The sequence below is a fragment of the Streptomyces nidicola genome (assembly GCF_050106155.1).
Classification (GTDB): Bacteria; Actinomycetota; Actinomycetes; order Streptomycetales; family Streptomycetaceae; genus Streptomyces.
This window is the reverse complement of sequence record NZ_JBNBPI010000001.1, coordinates 4,195,837-4,212,065: the sequence shown is the minus strand read 5'-3', so window position 1 is coordinate 4,212,065 and position 16,229 is coordinate 4,195,837. Positions and strand designations below refer to the sequence as shown.

Here is a 16,229-nt window from a genome sequence, read left to right as displayed (position 1 = left end):
TCAGGCCCCCGGCACGATGCGGCCCGTCACTTCGCCCAGTTGGACCCTCGCGCCGTTCGGGCCGGGGGCCCAGGCAGAGAGGGTGACCACGTCGCCGTCTTCCAGGAAGCCGCGTTTGCCGTCGGGGAGGGGGAGGGGCTGTTGGCCGTTCCACGTGATTTCGATCAGGGAGCCGCGCTCGTTGTCCTCCGTGCCGCTGATCGTGCCTGAGCCGTAGAGGTCGCCGGTGCGCAGGGAGGCGCCGTTGACCGTCATATGGGCGAGCATCTGGGCGCCCGTCCAGTACATGCCGGAGAAGGGGGGTTCGGAGATGACCTGGCCGTTGAGGGTGACCGAGATACGCAGGTCGTAGCCTGCGGGGTCGGCGGTCGACTCGGAGCCGCTGTCGTCCAGGTAGGGGAGCAGCGGCACCGTCCGCTCGGGCGGGGGGACGCGGGCCTCGTCCAGGGCCTCGAGCGGGGTGATCCACGCGGAGATCGACGTCGCGAACGACTTGCCGAGGTGCGGGCCGAGCGGCACCGTCTCCCAGTTCTGGATGTCGCGCGCCGACCAGTCGTTGAGGAGACAGAGGCCGAAGACGTGGTCCCGGTAGGAGGAGAGCGGGACCGGTGTGCCCTGCCGCGACGGGACGCCGACCACGTAGCCGACCTCCGTCTCGATGTCGAGGCGGACGGACGGGCCGAAGACCGGGGCCGGGTCGGTCGGGGCCTTGCGCTGGCCCGAGGGGCGCACCACGTCCGTGCCGGAGACGACGACCGTGCCGGAGCGGCCGTGGTAACCCACCGGCAGGTGCTTCCAGTTGGGCTTCAGGGGCTCCTCGTCGGGGCGGAAGAGGCGGCCGAGGTTCGAGGCGTGGTTCTCGGACGCGTAGAAGTCGACGTAGTCCGCGACCTCGAACGGGAGGTGCAGGGTGACCGAGGAGAGGGGGTGCAGGAAGGGGCGGACGACCTCGCGGTGGGCCGGGACCGTGACCCAGGCCGTGAGGGCGCGGCGCACGTCGGACCAGGTCGTACGACCGGCCGCCAGAAGGGGGTTGAGGGTCGGGCGGGCCAGGAGCGCGGCGTACGGGGAGCCGAGGGCCGCGGCGGCGCCGCCCGCGTCCAGGACGTGATCCCCTATCCGGACGCCCACCGAGCGCCCGGCGCCGCCTGAAGCGCCGCCCGAAGCGTCGCCCGATTCACCGGAGTTGTCGGAGGCGGCGTCGGTGAGGGAGAAGACTCCGTACGGAAGATTGTGCGGGCCGAAGGGGTGGCCTTCGGGAAGGTCGAGTGGGTCGAGACGGTCGAGCGGGGTGGGCTCGGACGCGGACTCGGACTCGGAGGTGGCTGCGGGTGCCATGCCTGCGGGCCTCACTTTCCATTCGGGTGCGCCACACGTTACGTGGGAGACGCCGGTTCGCGACGGGGGAGACGACAGTTCGCCGCAGTGCCTAAAGAGTTCGCAATGTCCGAATGACCCGTTGATGGAGTGGTGGGTTCCGGCTTAGCGTCATTGTCCGGTGGGCACGGACGGGGCTGAGCCCTGTATCTAGGTCCGGGTCCAAGGGGGGACACGTGGGGGGACCCGTGGCCAGGAGCACCGGGAGTGACGGCAGCGCCGGAGGCATGCCGTTCGCCGTGGACAGTGATGTCCCGGGCCTGATCGTCAAGTTCGGCGACTATCCGCTGCACCACGGAGGAGTGGGCGCGATCCGCAGTCTGGGGCGCCTCGGCGTGCCGATGTACGCGATCACGGAGGACCGGTACACGCCTGCGGCGGCCTCGCGCTATCTGTGCCGGGCCTTCACCTGGCGCACGACGGGCACGGAGGAACCGGAGCGGCTCGTCGAGGGGCTGCTGCGCGCCGCCCGCAGGATCGGCCGGCCGACGGTACTGATCCCGACGGACGAGGAGGCGGCCGTCCTCATCGCCGAGCACCAGGACCCGCTCGCCGGTGCGGGCCTGCTCTTCCCGCGGGTGGAGCGGGAGTTGCCGCGCCGCCTCGCGAGCAAGCAGGGGCTGCACGAACTGTGCGTGGAGCACGGCATCCCGTCGCCGACGGCCGCGTTCCCGGCGTCGTACGCGGACATCGAGGAGTTCGCGGTGAAGGCCCGGTTTCCGGTCGTGGCGAAGAACCGGGAGGCGTTCACACGGCGCTCGCGGCCCGCCGTCAACGGGACCACGAGGATCGCGACCCCGGACGGACTGCGTCAACTCGCCCTCGGCTGGGGCGAGAAGCCCGGCGTGATCCTCCAGGAGTATCTGCCGCGCGAGGACGCCGAGGACTGGATCGTGCACGCGTACTTCGACCAGGATTCCACGCCGCTCGCGATGTTCACCGGGGTCAAGGTCCGCTCCTGGCCGCCGCACGCGGGCATGACGGCGAACGCGTACGTCGTCGACAATCCGGAACTCGCGGACATCGCCGCACGTTTCATCAAACAGATCGGCTTCACCGGAATCATCGACCTCGACCTGCGCTTCGACCGGCGCGACGGACAGTACAAGCTGCTCGATTTCAATCCGCGGATGGGCGCCCAGTTCCGCCTCTTCGAGAACGAGGCGGGCGTCGACGTCGTCCGTGCCATGCACCTCGCACTCACCGGCCGCACCGTTCCGGAGGGGGAACAGCGGGCGGGACACCGCTACGTCGTCGAGAACATCGACCTGCCGGCCCTGCTGGCGTACCGGCGCAGCGGCTATACGACCCCGCACGCCCCGTCCCGCGCGAGCGGCACGGAGCTGGCGTGGTGGGCGGCCGACGATCCGCGGCCGTTCTTCACGATGCTCGCCCGGCTCGCACGGCCAGGGGCGAAGCATCTGTACCAGCTGTGGCGGACCAACCGCCGCGGCAGCAGCACCGGTTCGGTCGCCTAGTACGCCCGGCGGCCGGGCCGGAACGAAGTGGACGAAGTACGCGACACGGCGTCGTCCTGGGGAGGGGCTTCGTGAATCATCCGGTAGCAGTCATTGGGGCGGGTCCCTACGGCCTGTCCACCGCGGCGCACTTGAGGGCGCGCGGGATACCCGTAAGGGTCTTCGGGGAACCCATGGTGAGCTGGCGCTCGCACATGCCCGAAGGCATGATCCTCAAGTCGGTGCCGTCCGCGTCGAACATCGACGCGCCGCAGCGCGGACACAAGCTGGTCGACTACTGCGACGCGGCGGGGATCAAGCGGCTCGTCACGGACGAGGACCTGATATCCGCCGACACCTTCGTGGCGTACGGCGACTGGTTCCAGAAGAGGCTGGTGCCCGAGCTCGAGCGGGTGCGGGTCGTCTCCGTGGACCGGCGCGGGCGCGAGGGCTTCGAGCTGAAGCTGGACTCGGGCGAGCAGTTCACGGCGCGGGCGGTGGTCGTCGCGACCGGCCTGTCCGGCCTCGAGCACCTGCCCGGGGAATTCGCCGCGGCCGTGCCGGACGGACCCGCCCCCACGGGCCCTGTCTCGCACAGCGCGCAGCACCACGACCTGTCGCGGTTCGCGGGCAAGGAGCTGATCGTCGTCGGCGCGGGCCAGTCCGCGCTGGAGACGGCGGCGCTCGCGGCGGAGGCGGGCGCGAGCGTGAAGGTGGTCGCGCGCGGCGAGGGCCGGGTGCGCTTCGGGGCGCCGCCGTGGCAGCAGCCGAAGTTCCGCCCGGAGACCCCGTTCGGCAACGCGTGGTCGCTCTACGCGCTCACGTACTACCCGCATCCGTACCGCCATCTCCCGCCGCAGGCGCGGCACTTCCTGGTTCGGCGGGTGCTCGGGCCGCTGGGCGCGTGGTGGCTGAAGGAGCGGTTCGAGGGCAAGGTCGCGGTGCGCGACGTCGCGGCGATCGAGCGGGTGACGGTGTCCCAGGGGGCGCCCGTCCTGAGCGTGCGCACGCTCGGTGGCCGCGCCGACGAGCTGTCCGCCGACCATGTCATCGCGGCGACGGGGTATCGGGTGGACCTGGCGGCGATGCCGTTCCTGGGGGAGGGGCTGCGCACGCGGCTCGCCACCAGCCGGGGCACGCCGCGGCTCGGCGCCGGCTATGTGTCGTCCGTTCCCGGCCTGTACTTCACGGGCATGCTGGGCGGGTCCTCGTACGGTCCTGTCATGCGCTTCGTCTGCGGTACGGAGTTCGCCTCGCCGCGGCTCGCCCGGCATCTGGCGTCGGCGCACGGTTGACGGGTGTCACCCGCAACTACCGGTGTGCACGCTCCGGTTGACCGATCCGGGGCGTAACCCGAACAGATGACACGACCACGTCGTGACCGGCCGCATCCTGCCAGGGTGGCCGGTACTCGACGGGTCGGGGGCACGGCCGGTCCGTATTCTTCGGATCATGTCCGCACCCGCATATGCACTCATCGCCACTGACCTGGACGGCACGCTGCTGCGCGCCGACGACACGGTCTCCGACCGGACCCGCGACGCCCTGGCGGCGGCCGTCGCCGCGGGCGCCCGGCACATCGTGGTGACGGGGCGGCCCGCGCCCCGCGTGAAGCCGATCCTCGACGACCTCGGCGGGAGCGGACTCGCCGTGTGCGCGCAGGGGGCGCAGCTGTACGACGGCGTACGGGACCGGCTGCTGTGGTCGCTGACGATCGACCGGGACCTCGCCGAGCAGGCCCTCGGGAAGATCGAGGCCGAGGTCGGACAGGTGTACGCGGCCGTCGACCAGGACGGGGTGGAGGGCCTCACGCTCATCGAGCCCGGCTACCTCATGCCGCATCCGACGCTGCCGGCGGTACGGGTCCGGGGGCGGGCGGCGCTCTGGGCCGAGCCGATCAGCAAGGTGCTGCTGCGCCATCCGTCGCTGTCCGACGACGAGTTGGCGGAGGTGGCGAGGGCCGCGGTGGGGCCGCTCGCCACCGTCACGATGTCCGGGCCCGGGACGGTCGAGCTGCAGCCGCGGGGCGTGACGAAGGCGACCGGGCTGAGCCTTGCGGCGGGGCGGCTCGGGGTGGGGGCCGTCGACACGGTTGCCTTCGGCGATATGCCGAACGATGTGCCGATGTTCGCTTGGGCGGGGCGGGGGGTGGCCGTGGCCAACGCGCATCCTGAGCTCAAGGCTGTCGCCGACGAGGTGACTTCGTCGAACGAGGAGGACGGGGTGGCGGCCGTCCTCGAGCGGATCGTCGGCTGACGGCTCCCCGCCCGTGGCGGTAGGCCGCCCCCACGCCACGGGGCTCCGCCCCGGACCCCACGCCTCAATCGCCGGCGGGGCTGGAAAGATCGGGGCTCCGCCCCGGACCCGCTCCTCAAACGCCGGAGGGGCTGGAATTGCCGCCTTGGGCAATCTGCCGCCAAGGGCGGCAGGGTGGGCAAGGCGGCACCCCGGCGCCGGGCGCCGGTGCGACGGCCTCAGCCACGGTGCCGCCCCGCCCGGCTAACCGGCCGTTCGCGGGATGCGATGCTCCCACGTCCGGTGGAAGACGACCTCGTCCCCGTCCCGGCACACCACCTCGCTCGACGTGAGGAACTCCGTTTCCGTGCAGGTGATTTCGGACCGGGTCGACACCCGCGCGTCCCAGCCCCGGTCCGGACGGTGCAGGCGGATCGTCCAGTCGGAGCGGGTGCGGGCCGACAGGGGGTCGGACTCGTTGATGACGTACGTCTCCAGCGCGTCCTCGGTGAACTCCAGGCCGTCCGGGTACAGGCGCGTGCCGCCGTAGCGCGGGTCGACCTCAAGCCGCCACTCGCCCGCCGCGACGTCCCGTACGACGAGCCGCTCGGGCCGCGGCCCCTCCAGCGTCTCCGGATAGACCACCCCGAGCGGCTCCGACTGCTCCGGAGCACCAAAACCGATCTCGCCGCCCGGCTCAGCGCCCCGCACCGGGAGTTCGAGCGCGCTGCCCACCGGGTCGAGCGTGAACCCGGCCTCCGAACCGGCCTGCGGCCAGATCCACGGCCAGTACGCGGACGAGACCGCGAGCCGGATGCGGTGACCGGCCGGGAAGGCGTGGCCGATGCCGTTCAGCTCGAACGTCACGTCCTCCGTGGTGTCCGGCTCCCACGGCACGTTCCGATCGCGTCCGTGTCGCGAGGACAGGTTGAGGACACCACGCGTGACCAGCGTCGAGGAGCCGTCCGGCGCCACGTCGCACACCCGCGCCACGACCTGCCCGCGCTCCACCGGGCACGTCAGCCGCAGCGTCACGCGCGGCCGGCCGAGCACCCGTACCTCCTGCGGCACCTCGAACTCGAAGCACGCCGACTTCGCGTCCTCCTCGCGCTGGTCGGGCGGCAGGTCCGCGTCGTTCCCGAACGGGAAGAAGCGGCCCGCGTCCAGGCCCGTGTGCTGCGGCGAACGCACGATCTGGGGCGGGCCCTGGAGTGCGTACGAGACCTTCTCGACGTTCGGCGAAGGCCAGGACGGGTCGCCGACCCAGCGGCCGGGCAGCTGCTCGTAGACGGTCGCCGGCGGGTGCGAGTCGCTGATGTACGAGCGGAGCTTGGGCTCGGCCATGACGCCCGTGTCCTCGCCCTTCAGCCAGTGGTCCCACCAGCGCAGCGTCTCCTGGAGGAAGCCGATCGCCGGGCCCGGCGGCAGCCCGCGGTCCGGGTACTGGTGCGACCAGGGGCCGATGATGCCGCGCATCCGGTCGTCGGGAAGGTGCTCCGCGAGCCGCAGCACCGTGTCCCGGTACGGGTCGTGCCAGCCGCCGACCGCGAGCACGCCCGCCTTGATCGCGGAGTAGTCCTCGCAGACGCTGCCGTGCCGCCAGTAGTCGTCGCGGGTCTGGTGGTCGAGCCACGTGTGGATGAACGGGTCGACGGCGTCGAGACGCTTCGTCCACATGTCCTTCCAGGCGTCCCCGACGTACTGCGGGTCCGGCGGGCGCGACACGAACGCGAGCATCGTCGCCGCCCACGCGTGCATGTCCACGGCGAGTACGGAGCCGCCCATGTAGTGCACGTCGTTGTCGTAGCGGTCGTCCGCCGAGCAGACCGTCACGATCGCCTTCAGCGGCTCGGGGGCGAGGGCCGCGATCTGGAGGGAGTTGAAGCCGCCCCAGGAGATGCCGAACATGCCGACCTTGCCGGAGGACCAGGGCTGCGCGGCGAGCCAGTTCACGACCTCGACGCCGTCGGCGAGCTCCGTCTCGGAGTACTCGTCGGTCGGCATGCCCTCGCTGTTGCCGTGCCCGCGCACGTCCACGCGGACGGAGGCGTAGCCATGACCCGCGTACCAGGGGTGCCGCTGCCAGTCGCGCGGCGCCGTCCAGTCGGAGGCCCGGTACGGGAGGTATTCGAGGAGGACCGGCACGGGATCGTCGGTCACGGGACGCCATATGCGGGCGAAGAGCGTCGTCCCGTCCGACAGGGGTACGCGGATGTCCTCGCGGACCGTTCCGAACGGGAACTCGGTCCGGATCGACGGCGAATTCGGCAGGGGGGTCGTGGAAGTCATGGGGGAAACCTCAGTGAACGGGGTGCATGGTGCGGCGCAGCCACGGCGCCAGGGCGATCACGGCGATACCGACCGCGACCGCGATCGCGCCGTTGACGCCGAAGTAGGCGGGGTTCGAGACCTCGCCGTAGAGCTTGACGACCTGCGCCTGGATCCCGTTCGCAAGTGCGAGCGAGAGGAACCACAGGGCCATGGTCTGGCTGGCGAAGGCCTGCGGGGCGAGCTTGGTCGTCGCGGACATGCCGGACGTCTCGACGAGGATGTCGCCGAGCCCGAGCAGCAGATACGAGCCGACGATCCACCAGGCCGCCATCTTGTACGTGTCGCTGCTGTGGCCGGACGTCGGCAGCGCCATCAGCAGGAACGACAGGCCGCCCAGGATCACACCGATGGCGATCTTGTTGGAGGCGTGCGGCTGGCGCTTGCCCATCCGCACCCACAGGCCCGCCACGACCGGCGCGAGCAGTACCTCGAAGGCGCCGAGCGCGGAGGCGTACCAGCTGGTGGGGAAGTCGAAGCCGAGGATGGTCGACTCGGCGTTCGTCGAGGCCAGCAGCATCATCGTCGAGTACGCCTGGAACAGGATGAAGTTGAAGGCGACCGAGGCGATGAAGAGGACCAGATAGGGCCTGAGGCGGCCGCGCTCCTCCGCCGTGACCCGGGGGCTCTTGAACATCACCACGAAGTACACGACCGGTGCGATCACCGAGATGTACGTGAGGATGTCGACGAAGCGGCCCATGGTCAGCCATCCGGCCAGGGCCAGGACCACCGCGAGCGCGGCCACCACGATGGCGCCCACGATCATCAGCCGCACCGCCCTGCGCATCCCCTCGGGCGGCAGCGCGTACTCGGCGGCCTCCGTGCGACCGGCCAGGTGACGGCGGCCGGCGACGTACTGGATCAGGCCGAGCGTCATGCCGATGGCGGCGGCCGAGAAACCCCAGTGCCAGCCCTTGTGGTCGCCGAGCCAGCCGGTGATCAGCGGTCCCGCGAAGGCGCCGATGTTGATGCCCATGTAGTACAGCGCGAAGCCGGCGTCGCGGCGCTCGTCGGCGGTCCGGTACAGCTTGCCGACCATCGAGGCGACATTCGGCTTGAGCAGGCCCGTACCGGCGCTGATCAGGCCGAGCCCGACCCACGTCATCGTGGGTGTCGGCACCGCCATCGAGTAATGTCCGCAGGCGATGAGGATGCCGCCCCACAGGACGGCGCGGTACGAGCCGAGGATCCGGTCGGCGAGCCAGCCTCCCGCGACCGAGACGAGGTAGACGAGCGTGCCGTACGCCGCCGAGACCGAGGCCGCGTTGCCCGGGTCCATGCCCATGCCGCCGTGCGCGACGGTGTCGGCGAAGTACAGGACGAGGATGGCCTGCATGCCGAGGAACGAGAACCGTTCCCAGACCTCCAGGCCGGAGAGCGTCAGCAGGCCCCTCGGCTGGCCGAAGAAGGCCGTGTCGTCGCCAGGGGGCGGCGCGGTGCCCGTGTCGTTCTCGGTGTGGGACAAAGTGCGTACTCCAGGTCGTCTGTGCTGATCAAGAACATACCGGTGGTGTCGTCAAGCCGCCTGGTCCGGGTTGTTCGGGCAGGTGCCACCTGTGATCGAAACGCGACCGGATACGCTGACTTGAGTGATGGCAGCGACACATCGACAAACCGTGTCATCGACCGAATGATCGACCGAGTTCGCCATGTGAGCGTCGTGATCGTCAGCAGACAGGAGAACCTCTCGTGACCGTCGTCGGGACTTTCGGTCTGAGCGTGCGGGACCAGGCCCTCGAGGCTGATGTTCAGGCTGGTTTGGCGGCTGTCGAGGAGGGACTGCTCGAAGCCACCAAGAGCGAGGTTCCCTTCATCACGGAGGCCGCCCAGCACCTGGTGCGCGCCGGGGGCAAGCGGTTCAGGCCGCTGCTCGTGACCCTCGCGGCCCAGTTCGGCGACCCGTACGCACCGGGCATCGTGCCCTCCGCCGTCGTCGTCGAGCTCACGCACCTCGCGACGCTCTACCACGACGACGTGATGGACGAGGCGGACGTGCGGCGCGGGGTGCCGAGCGCCAACCAGCGCTGGGGCAACTCGGTGGCCGTGCTCACCGGGGACTTCCTCTTCGCGCGCGCCTCGCACATCCTCGCCGACCTCGGCCCGGACGCGGTGCGCATCCAGGCGGAGGCGTTCGAGCGGCTGGTCACCGGCCAGATCCTGGAGACCGCGGGACCGGCCGACGGGCGGGACCCGGTCGACCACTATCTGGACGTGCTCAGCGGCAAGACCGGCTCGCTCATCGCCGTGGCCTGCCGCTTCGGCGCGATGATGTCCGGGGCCGACGAGACCGTGGTCGACGTGCTGACCCAGTACGGGGAGCGGCTCGGCGTCGCCTTCCAGCTGGCGGACGACGTGCTCGACATCGCCTCCGACTCGCACGAGTCCGGGAAGACGCCCGGCACCGATCTGCGTGAGGGCATCGCCACGCTGCCGGTCCTGCGGCTGCGGGAGCGGGCGGAGCGGCTCGGGCTCGCCGAGGACAAGGAGCTGGTCGAGCTCCTCGACTCCGACCTCGGTGACGACGACCGGCTCGCGGAGGCGGTCTCGCGGCTGCGGGTCCACCCGGCGCTGGAGCAGGCCCGCCGCGACACGGTTCGCTACGCGGAGGAGGCGCGGTCGGCGTTGGCGCCGTTGCGCGAGTGCGAGGCGAAGGCGGCGCTGGTGGAGCTGTGCGACGCGGTGGTGCATCGGGCGGGCTGAATCCGCCGGTTGCGGGGCTCTGGCCTGAATTGGCTGAGCGCGAGCCGGGCCCCGGCCGTATCTCCCCCCGAAGGCCGACGCGGAAGGCGTCGGGTCGACAGGGGGAGAACTGAACATGGGCACACTGGGTACACGCATGATCGCGGTCTCCGCGGTCGTCGGCGCCGCCGCCGTCACCGGGCTCGCCGCACCGCAGGCCCTCGCCGCGGAACCGGGGGCCACCGAGACCGTCCTCGCCACCAGCCTCAACGGCGCCAACGAAGTGCCCGCCGGCGACAGGGACGGCGCCGCCCTGGAGTTCGTACGGGTCAAGGGTGATCAGGTGTCCGTGGCCGTGAAGTGGCGGGGCGTCGGGAAGCCGACGGCCCTGCACCTGCACGAGGGCGCCAAGGGGGCCAACGGCGACGTACGGGTCGACTTCACCAAGGTGCTCGGGGACGCCAAGGGGCACCGCGTCACGGGCACCGTCACCGTCAAGGACGCCGCGCTCCTCGGCAGGCTCACCACCGACCCCGGTGGCTTCTACGCCAATCTGCACACGGACGCGTTCCCCAAGGGCGCGGTCCGCGGTCAGCTCCACCGGGTCAGCGAACCGACCGACTTCGGCCACGCCCTGGAGAACTTCCAGGCGTCCGTGGTGCGCGGCCGGCAGATCTACGAGTGCAGGACGGACGCCGCCACCGGAAAGGCCGCCTTCGCGCAGCGCGACGTGAGCGCCGTGCTCGCGGGGCACATCCGGCACTCGTTCACCGCGCCTAACTCCGGTGTCCCGCAGTGGGTGGCTCCCGACGGCAGCGCCGTGACCGGGGCGGTCGTCTCCCGGACGCCGAACGGCGTCGGCAACATCGCCGAACTGGACCTCAAGGCCACGCAGTCCGGGAAGGCGCGCGGGCTGCTCGCGGACACCGTCGAGATCCTGCGCCTCAACACCGTGGGCGGCGTGGCCCCTTCGGGCAGCTGTGACCTCGGGGCGATCGTGGGTGTGCCCTACAGGGCGGACTACGTGTTCCTGAACGGCTGAGCACGCCCGATCCACGTACAGCGGTCGGCGGCGTCACCCCCTACGGGTCGGGGGTGGCGCCGCCGCGATGTGTCATCCCGTAGGTGTACGCGGAGTTGATCCCGGGGTCTGACGCTTCCTTGTGGCCGGTTTGGTCAGATTGGGTACACCACTCCAGACCAATCCGGGTGAGAATGGCGGCTTGGGGTGGACGCAGACTGGACGAGTGCACAGGACGGTAAGCCGCCGCCGATCACGGAGGTAGGGCAAGAAGATGGCACCGTACGCATCCGAAGACAGCGAGAGTGGCGCGCGCCGCCGCAAGGCCGTGCGCTACGCGGTCCCCGTGGCCGTGGTGGGGGTGGCCGCGGCGACGATCGGGCTCGTTCCGGCCCTCGCCAGCTCGGGCGACCCGGACCTTCCCGACATCACCGCGCGACAGCTCATCGAGAAGATCGCCAAATCGGACACCGAGCAGCTTTCCGGCACCGTGAAGATCACGACGGATCTGGGCCTGCCCTCGATCGGCGGCGCCGCGGGCGGCGGACTCATGGGCGGCGGCGAGCGTGGCGGCGAGGGCGGCTCGTCGGCCGACCCGCAGTCGAAGCTGACCGAGCTGGCCACCGGCTCGCACACGCTGCGTGTCGCGGCGGACGGCGCGGACCGGCAGAAGCTGTCGGTCCTCGACGACGCCTCCGAGTACAGCGTGATCCACAACGGCGACGACGTGTGGGCCTACGACAGCAAGTCGGACGAGGCGTACCACGCGAAGCAGAAGCAGGGCGCGCACTCCGACGGCTCGGGCGAGCACGCGAAGAAGGCCCCGAAGGGCGTTCCGGCGACGCCGAAGGAGCTCACGGACGAGATCCTCAAGGCCGGCGGCGACACCACGTCGTTCTCGGTCGACGGCACCTCGCAGGTCGCCGGCCGGGATGCGTACCGGCTCCAGATCAAGCCGAAGCAGTCCGGTTCGACGGTCGGCGCGGTCACCGTGTCCGTGGACGCGAAGACCGGTACGCCGCTCAAGTTCAGCCTGACCCCGGCGGGCGGCGGCGCGGCCGTGGTCGACGCGGGCTTCACCAAGGTCGACTTCGCGAAGCCGGCCGCCTCCACCTTCGACTTCAAGCCGTCGAAGGGCACGAAGGTCACCGAGGCGGACGAGCTCGCGAAGGCGCAGCGCGGCGAGCGCGGGGCCCTGCCCAAGGACCTCAAGGCCGATGAGCTCAAGGCCGGCGGGCTCGACGACCTGAACGTCATCGGCAAGGGCTGGACCTCGATCGCCGAGCTGAAGCTGCCGAAGGAGGCCGGTGGCCTGGCCGCGGGCAAGGGCTCGGCCGAGATGCCGCCCGACGCGCAGAAGTTCCTCAGCTCTCTGGGCGACCAGGTGAAGGGCGAGTTCGGCTCCGGCACCGTGTACTCGACCCGCCTCGTGAACGTACTGGTCACCGAGGACGGGAAGGCGTACGCGGGTGCGGTCACCAAGGACGCGCTCGTGAAGGCGGCGAACGCGGGCTGAGTCAGCGGTGTTTCACGGTGAGGGGGCGGTGCGCACCGCCCCCTCACCCGTATGCATAGGAGGGGCATGGCGGAGCAACCGGGCACGGAACAGCCGGACACCGGGCCACCGGACACCGAGCAGCCGGTCATCGAGACGCGGGAGCTCAGCAAGCGGTACCGGGGCGGGCAGTTGGCCGTCGACGGACTCAGCCTGAGCGTTCCGCGCGGCGCCGTCTTCGGCTTCCTCGGGCCGAACGGCTCCGGCAAGACCACCACCATCCGGATGCTGATGGGCCTGATCGAGCCGACCTCGGGGGCCGCCCGCGTCCTCGGCCGGCCCATGCCGCGCGCGGTGCGGACCGTGCTGCCGCAGGTGGGCGCGCTGATCGAGGGGCCCGCCCTGTACGGCTTCCTCAGCGGCCGGGACAACCTGCTGCGCTACGACTCCGCCGATCCGACCGCCGACCCCCGCACCCGTAAGGAGCGGGTCGGCGAGGCCCTCGACCGGGTGGGCCTGACGGCCGCGGCGGGCAAGAAGGCGAAGGCGTACTCGCTCGGCATGAAGCAGCGGCTCGGCCTCGCCTCGGCCCTGCTCACACCGCGCCGGCTGCTCGTGCTCGACGAGCCGACGAACGGCCTGGACCCGCAGGGCATGCGTGAAATCAGGAGCCTGGTACGGGAGTTGGCCTCCGACGGCACCACCGTCTTTCTGTCGTCCCACCTGCTCGACGAGATCGAGCAGGTCTGCACGCACGCCGCGGTGATGGCGAAGGGCCGCCTCCTCACCCAGGGCCCTGTCGCCGAACTGGCCGCCGGCGTACGCGGAAAGCTCGCCGTCACCACCCCGGACCCGGCCGACGCCGCCCGCGTCCTCAAGGAGCACGGCCTCACGGTCCTCGACCTGGAGGACGAGCGCGTCACGGCCGAACCACCGCCGCCCGAAACGGACTTGGCGGATCTGAACACGGCACTGGTCACCGCGGGCGTACGCGTGCGCGGCTTCGGCGTCGAGCGGGCCTCTCTTGAGGACGCGTTCGTCGCGCTGACGGGGGAGGGCTTCGATGTCGCGGGTTGAGACGATGGACGCGGCGCCGGCGAACCCGCTGTGGACGCTCGGCCTGCTGCGCAGCGAGCTGACCGTGACCCTGCGCCGCTGGCGCACGCTCGCGCTGCTCGCCGTCCTCGCCGGGGTGCCGATCCTGATCGGTGTCGCCGTGAAGATCGAGACGAGCGGGGACGGGACGGCCGGCGGGGGCGGGGGTCCCGCGTTCATCGCGCAGATCACCAACAACGGCCTGTTCCTGGTGTTCACGGCGCTCGCCGCGACGCTGCCGTTCTTCCTGCCCATGTCGGTCGGCGTCGTCGCGGGCGACGCCGTGGCGGGCGAGGCGAACGCCGGGACGCTGCGCTATCTGCTGGTCGCCCCCGCGGGCCGGACCCGCCTGCTGCTCACCAAATACGCGACCGTGCTGGCCTTCTGCCTGCTGGCGACGCTGGTGGTGGCGGTCTCCGCGCTCCTCACCGGACTGCTGCTGTTCCCGCTCGGCGACGTGGTCACCATCTCCGGCACCCGGATCGGCTTCGGCGAAGGGCTGTGGCGGGCGTTCCTGATCGCGCTCGTGGTCGCTGCGTCCCTGGTCGGCATCGCGGCCGTCGGGCTGTTCATCTCGACGCTCACCGGCAGCGGGATCGCGGCGATGGCGACGACGGTGGGCCTGCTGATCACCGTCCAGATCCTCGACCAGATCCCGCAGCTGCACGCGATCCAGCCCTACCTCTTCTCGCACCAGTGGCTGTCCTTCGCCGACCTGATGCGAGCGCCGGTCTACTGGGACGACGTCGTCAAGAACCTTGAACTCCAGGCCCTGTACGCGGCGGTGTTCGGCTCGGCCGCGTGGGCGCGGTTCACGGCGAAGGACATCACGTCGTGAACCGCGCCGGGGGCTCCGGTCAGCCGGCCCTGGTCGGGAAGGGGGCCGCGGCCCGGTCCCGGGCCGCGGCGGCGCCCCGCGTCGGGCGGTCGCCGCGCCGCGGCCGGGCGAGCAGGAAGCCGACGGGCGCGCCCACCAGCACGGAGGAGTGGAACGGCCAGAAGTTCCAGTCCAGGCCGGGGAAGAGCGCGTACGGGGTGCCGGAGACCGAGGGGGAGAAGAAGGTGACGAGCAGGATCGCCGCCGTGCTCCCGTAGACGCAGCGCTTCATGGCCGCCGCGGTCATGGGGCGGTCGCTGCGCAGCCCGTGGATGACCAGCGGGAGGACCGTCGAGGTCGTCACGGTGTAGGACAGGATCAGCCAGAACTGCGGGGTGACGTCGGGGGTGAGGGCGGCGAGCAGAATGCTCACGCCGCCGATGGTGACCATGGTGAGCCGGGCGCGGCCCGCGCTGACGCTCTTCGTGCCGTCGGCCTTGAGCCCCTCCGGCTTGGCCACCGCACCGCTCGCACTGAGGTCGCGGACGACGGAGGCGGCCGCGGCGAGCAGCAGGACGGCGGCAGCGGCGAGGACCATCAGGAAGGTGGCGCAGAGCACGAACAGCAGCCACTTGCCGAGCCCGTCCTCCCCTCCGTCCAGGGCGATGGCGAGGCGGGCGATGATGTTTCCGCCGAACTGCCCCTGCGCGATCAGCTTCTCGTGGGGCACGAGGGCCGCCGCGCCGAAGCCGATGAGGGCGGCCATCGCGCACATCGGGCCGATGACGGCGAAGCCGACGCCCGCGACGCGGCGTGCGTCGGCCGGCTTCGAGGCATCGGTGAAGCGTGCGATGAGGTACGGCATGAAGGCCGCGCCGGTCAGCACGCAGAGGCAGAACGCGGCGAGATCGACGAAGCCGACGGGGCCGTCGCCGAAGAGCCGGCCCAGCTCCAGATAGCCGGCCGAGCCCGACTGCTGCCGGTCGGCGGCGTCGAAGATCGCGCCGAAGCTGCCGTTGAACCTGATCAGGACGAGCAGGCCGAGGAGCGGGGCGATGATCACCAGGCCGGCCATCTTGGCCATCTGCAGCATGCTCGCGCCGCGGGTGGCGCCGATCGCCGCGCAGGAGACGATCAGCGCGCCCATGAGCACGATGAGCAGCTGCCGCGTCCCGAGGTCGGTGATGCCGACCATCTGGGCCGTGTCGCCGAGCGGCTGGAACTGGGCGGTCAGCAGCGGCACCGTCGCGGCCAGCATGGCGAAACCGGCGGCGCGGCGGCCGGGCCCCGGCGGCAGATGGCGGGCGACGGTCTCGCCGAACGAGCGTCCGCCGACGCCCGCGAGGCGCTTCGCCAGCCACTGCCGCATCAGCAGCGGGGACAGCGCCGCGGCCAGGGCGACGATCAGGCCGTCCCCGCCGGCCACGGCGACGACCCCGACGAGGTACATGACGGCGGCGGCGTTCGCGATGTCGCCGGCGTAGGCGAACCCGGTCATGCGGGCGCTGAGCCGCTTGCTCTCGCCGACGCGGAAGAACTCGTCCCCGACGCGGAGATCGGGGCTTGCCCACATCGACAGGAACAGGCAGGCGCCGATGAAGAGAAGGAACAGGAGCAGGGCGATCACGAGCCCGCCCATCACGCACCGCCCCCCTGGGCCGGGCGCGGTGCGGTACGGGCGCCCAGGAGGCGTGCGTAGGTCAAGGCTCCTCCAGGAGCAGA

At 71.3% G+C, this 16,229-nt stretch carries 12 protein-coding genes; 8 read left to right on the top strand and 4 right to left on the bottom strand.

What is annotated here, in order from left to right; translation table 11 throughout:
- Entirely contained in the window at positions 1-1,338 is a 1,338-nt protein-coding gene (gene fahA / locus ACOKM3_RS19130) for a fumarylacetoacetase (protein ID WP_426901991.1), read from the bottom strand.
- 266 nt (positions 1,339-1,604) lie between these two features.
- On the opposite strand from fahA, the gene ACOKM3_RS19125 reads away from it, so the two are divergent.
- The 3 genes from ACOKM3_RS19125 to ACOKM3_RS19115 all read left to right on the top strand — a co-directional run bounded on the left by ACOKM3_RS19125 (position 1,605) and on the right by ACOKM3_RS19115 (position 5,090).
- A complete protein-coding gene (locus tag ACOKM3_RS19125; protein ID WP_426906830.1) occupies positions 1,605-2,855 on the top strand; it encodes a carboxylate--amine ligase in 1,251 nt (416 codons plus the stop codon).
- A gap of 71 nt (positions 2,856-2,926) precedes the next feature.
- A complete protein-coding gene (locus tag ACOKM3_RS19120) occupies positions 2,927-4,129 on the top strand; it encodes an FAD-dependent oxidoreductase (protein WP_426901989.1) in 1,203 nt (400 codons plus the stop codon).
- A gap of 157 nt (positions 4,130-4,286) precedes the next feature.
- Positions 4,287-5,090, top strand: coding sequence for an HAD family hydrolase (locus ACOKM3_RS19115; protein ID WP_426901988.1), 804 nt, complete (start codon positions 4,287-4,289; stop codon positions 5,088-5,090).
- A 243-nt stretch (positions 5,091-5,333) separates the two neighbouring features.
- Here the strand turns inward: ACOKM3_RS19115 and ACOKM3_RS19110 are convergent, their stop codons facing one another.
- Together ACOKM3_RS19110 and ACOKM3_RS19105 are read right to left on the bottom strand one after the other, a co-directional pair.
- Positions 5,334-7,358, bottom strand: a complete 2,025-nt coding sequence (locus tag ACOKM3_RS19110) for a CocE/NonD family hydrolase (RefSeq protein ID WP_426901986.1) — start codon at positions 7,356-7,358, stop codon at positions 5,334-5,336.
- Positions 7,359-7,368: 10 nt separating this feature from the next.
- Positions 7,369-8,865 (bottom strand): peptide MFS transporter, encoded by a 1,497-nt coding sequence (locus ACOKM3_RS19105; protein WP_426901984.1) that lies wholly within the window; start codon positions 8,863-8,865, stop codon positions 7,369-7,371.
- Positions 8,866-9,089: 224 nt separating this feature from the next.
- On the opposite strand from ACOKM3_RS19105, the gene ACOKM3_RS19100 reads away from it, so the two are divergent.
- From ACOKM3_RS19100 to ACOKM3_RS19080, 5 genes are all read left to right on the top strand, one after another.
- Positions 9,090-10,100: a polyprenyl synthetase family protein gene (locus ACOKM3_RS19100; RefSeq protein WP_426901983.1), complete on the top strand. Its 1,011-nt coding sequence runs from the start codon at positions 9,090-9,092 to the stop codon at positions 10,098-10,100.
- 115 nt (positions 10,101-10,215) lie between these two features.
- On the top strand, positions 10,216-11,121 hold the full coding sequence (locus ACOKM3_RS19095) for a CHRD domain-containing protein (RefSeq protein WP_426901982.1): 906 nt from the start codon (positions 10,216-10,218) through the stop codon (positions 11,119-11,121).
- 253 nt (positions 11,122-11,374) lie between these two features.
- Complete coding sequence (locus ACOKM3_RS19090; RefSeq protein ID WP_426901981.1) at positions 11,375-12,616, top strand: LolA family protein; 1,242 nt, start codon at positions 11,375-11,377, stop codon at positions 12,614-12,616.
- A gap of 66 nt (positions 12,617-12,682) precedes the next feature.
- Positions 12,683-13,672, top strand: a complete 990-nt coding sequence (locus ACOKM3_RS19085; RefSeq protein ID WP_426901980.1) for an ABC transporter ATP-binding protein — start codon at positions 12,683-12,685, stop codon at positions 13,670-13,672.
- Positions 13,659-14,528, top strand: coding sequence for an ABC transporter permease (locus ACOKM3_RS19080; protein WP_426901979.1), 870 nt, complete (start codon positions 13,659-13,661; stop codon positions 14,526-14,528). Before ACOKM3_RS19085 ends, ACOKM3_RS19080 begins: the two co-directional genes overlap by 14 nt.
- A gap of 19 nt (positions 14,529-14,547) precedes the next feature.
- Here ACOKM3_RS19080 and ACOKM3_RS19075 read toward each other — a convergent pair whose 3' ends face one another.
- Positions 14,548-16,146 (bottom strand): SLC5/6 family protein, encoded by a 1,599-nt coding sequence (locus ACOKM3_RS19075; protein WP_426901977.1) that lies wholly within the window; start codon positions 16,144-16,146, stop codon positions 14,548-14,550.
- Positions 16,147-16,229: the final 83 nt, after the last annotated feature.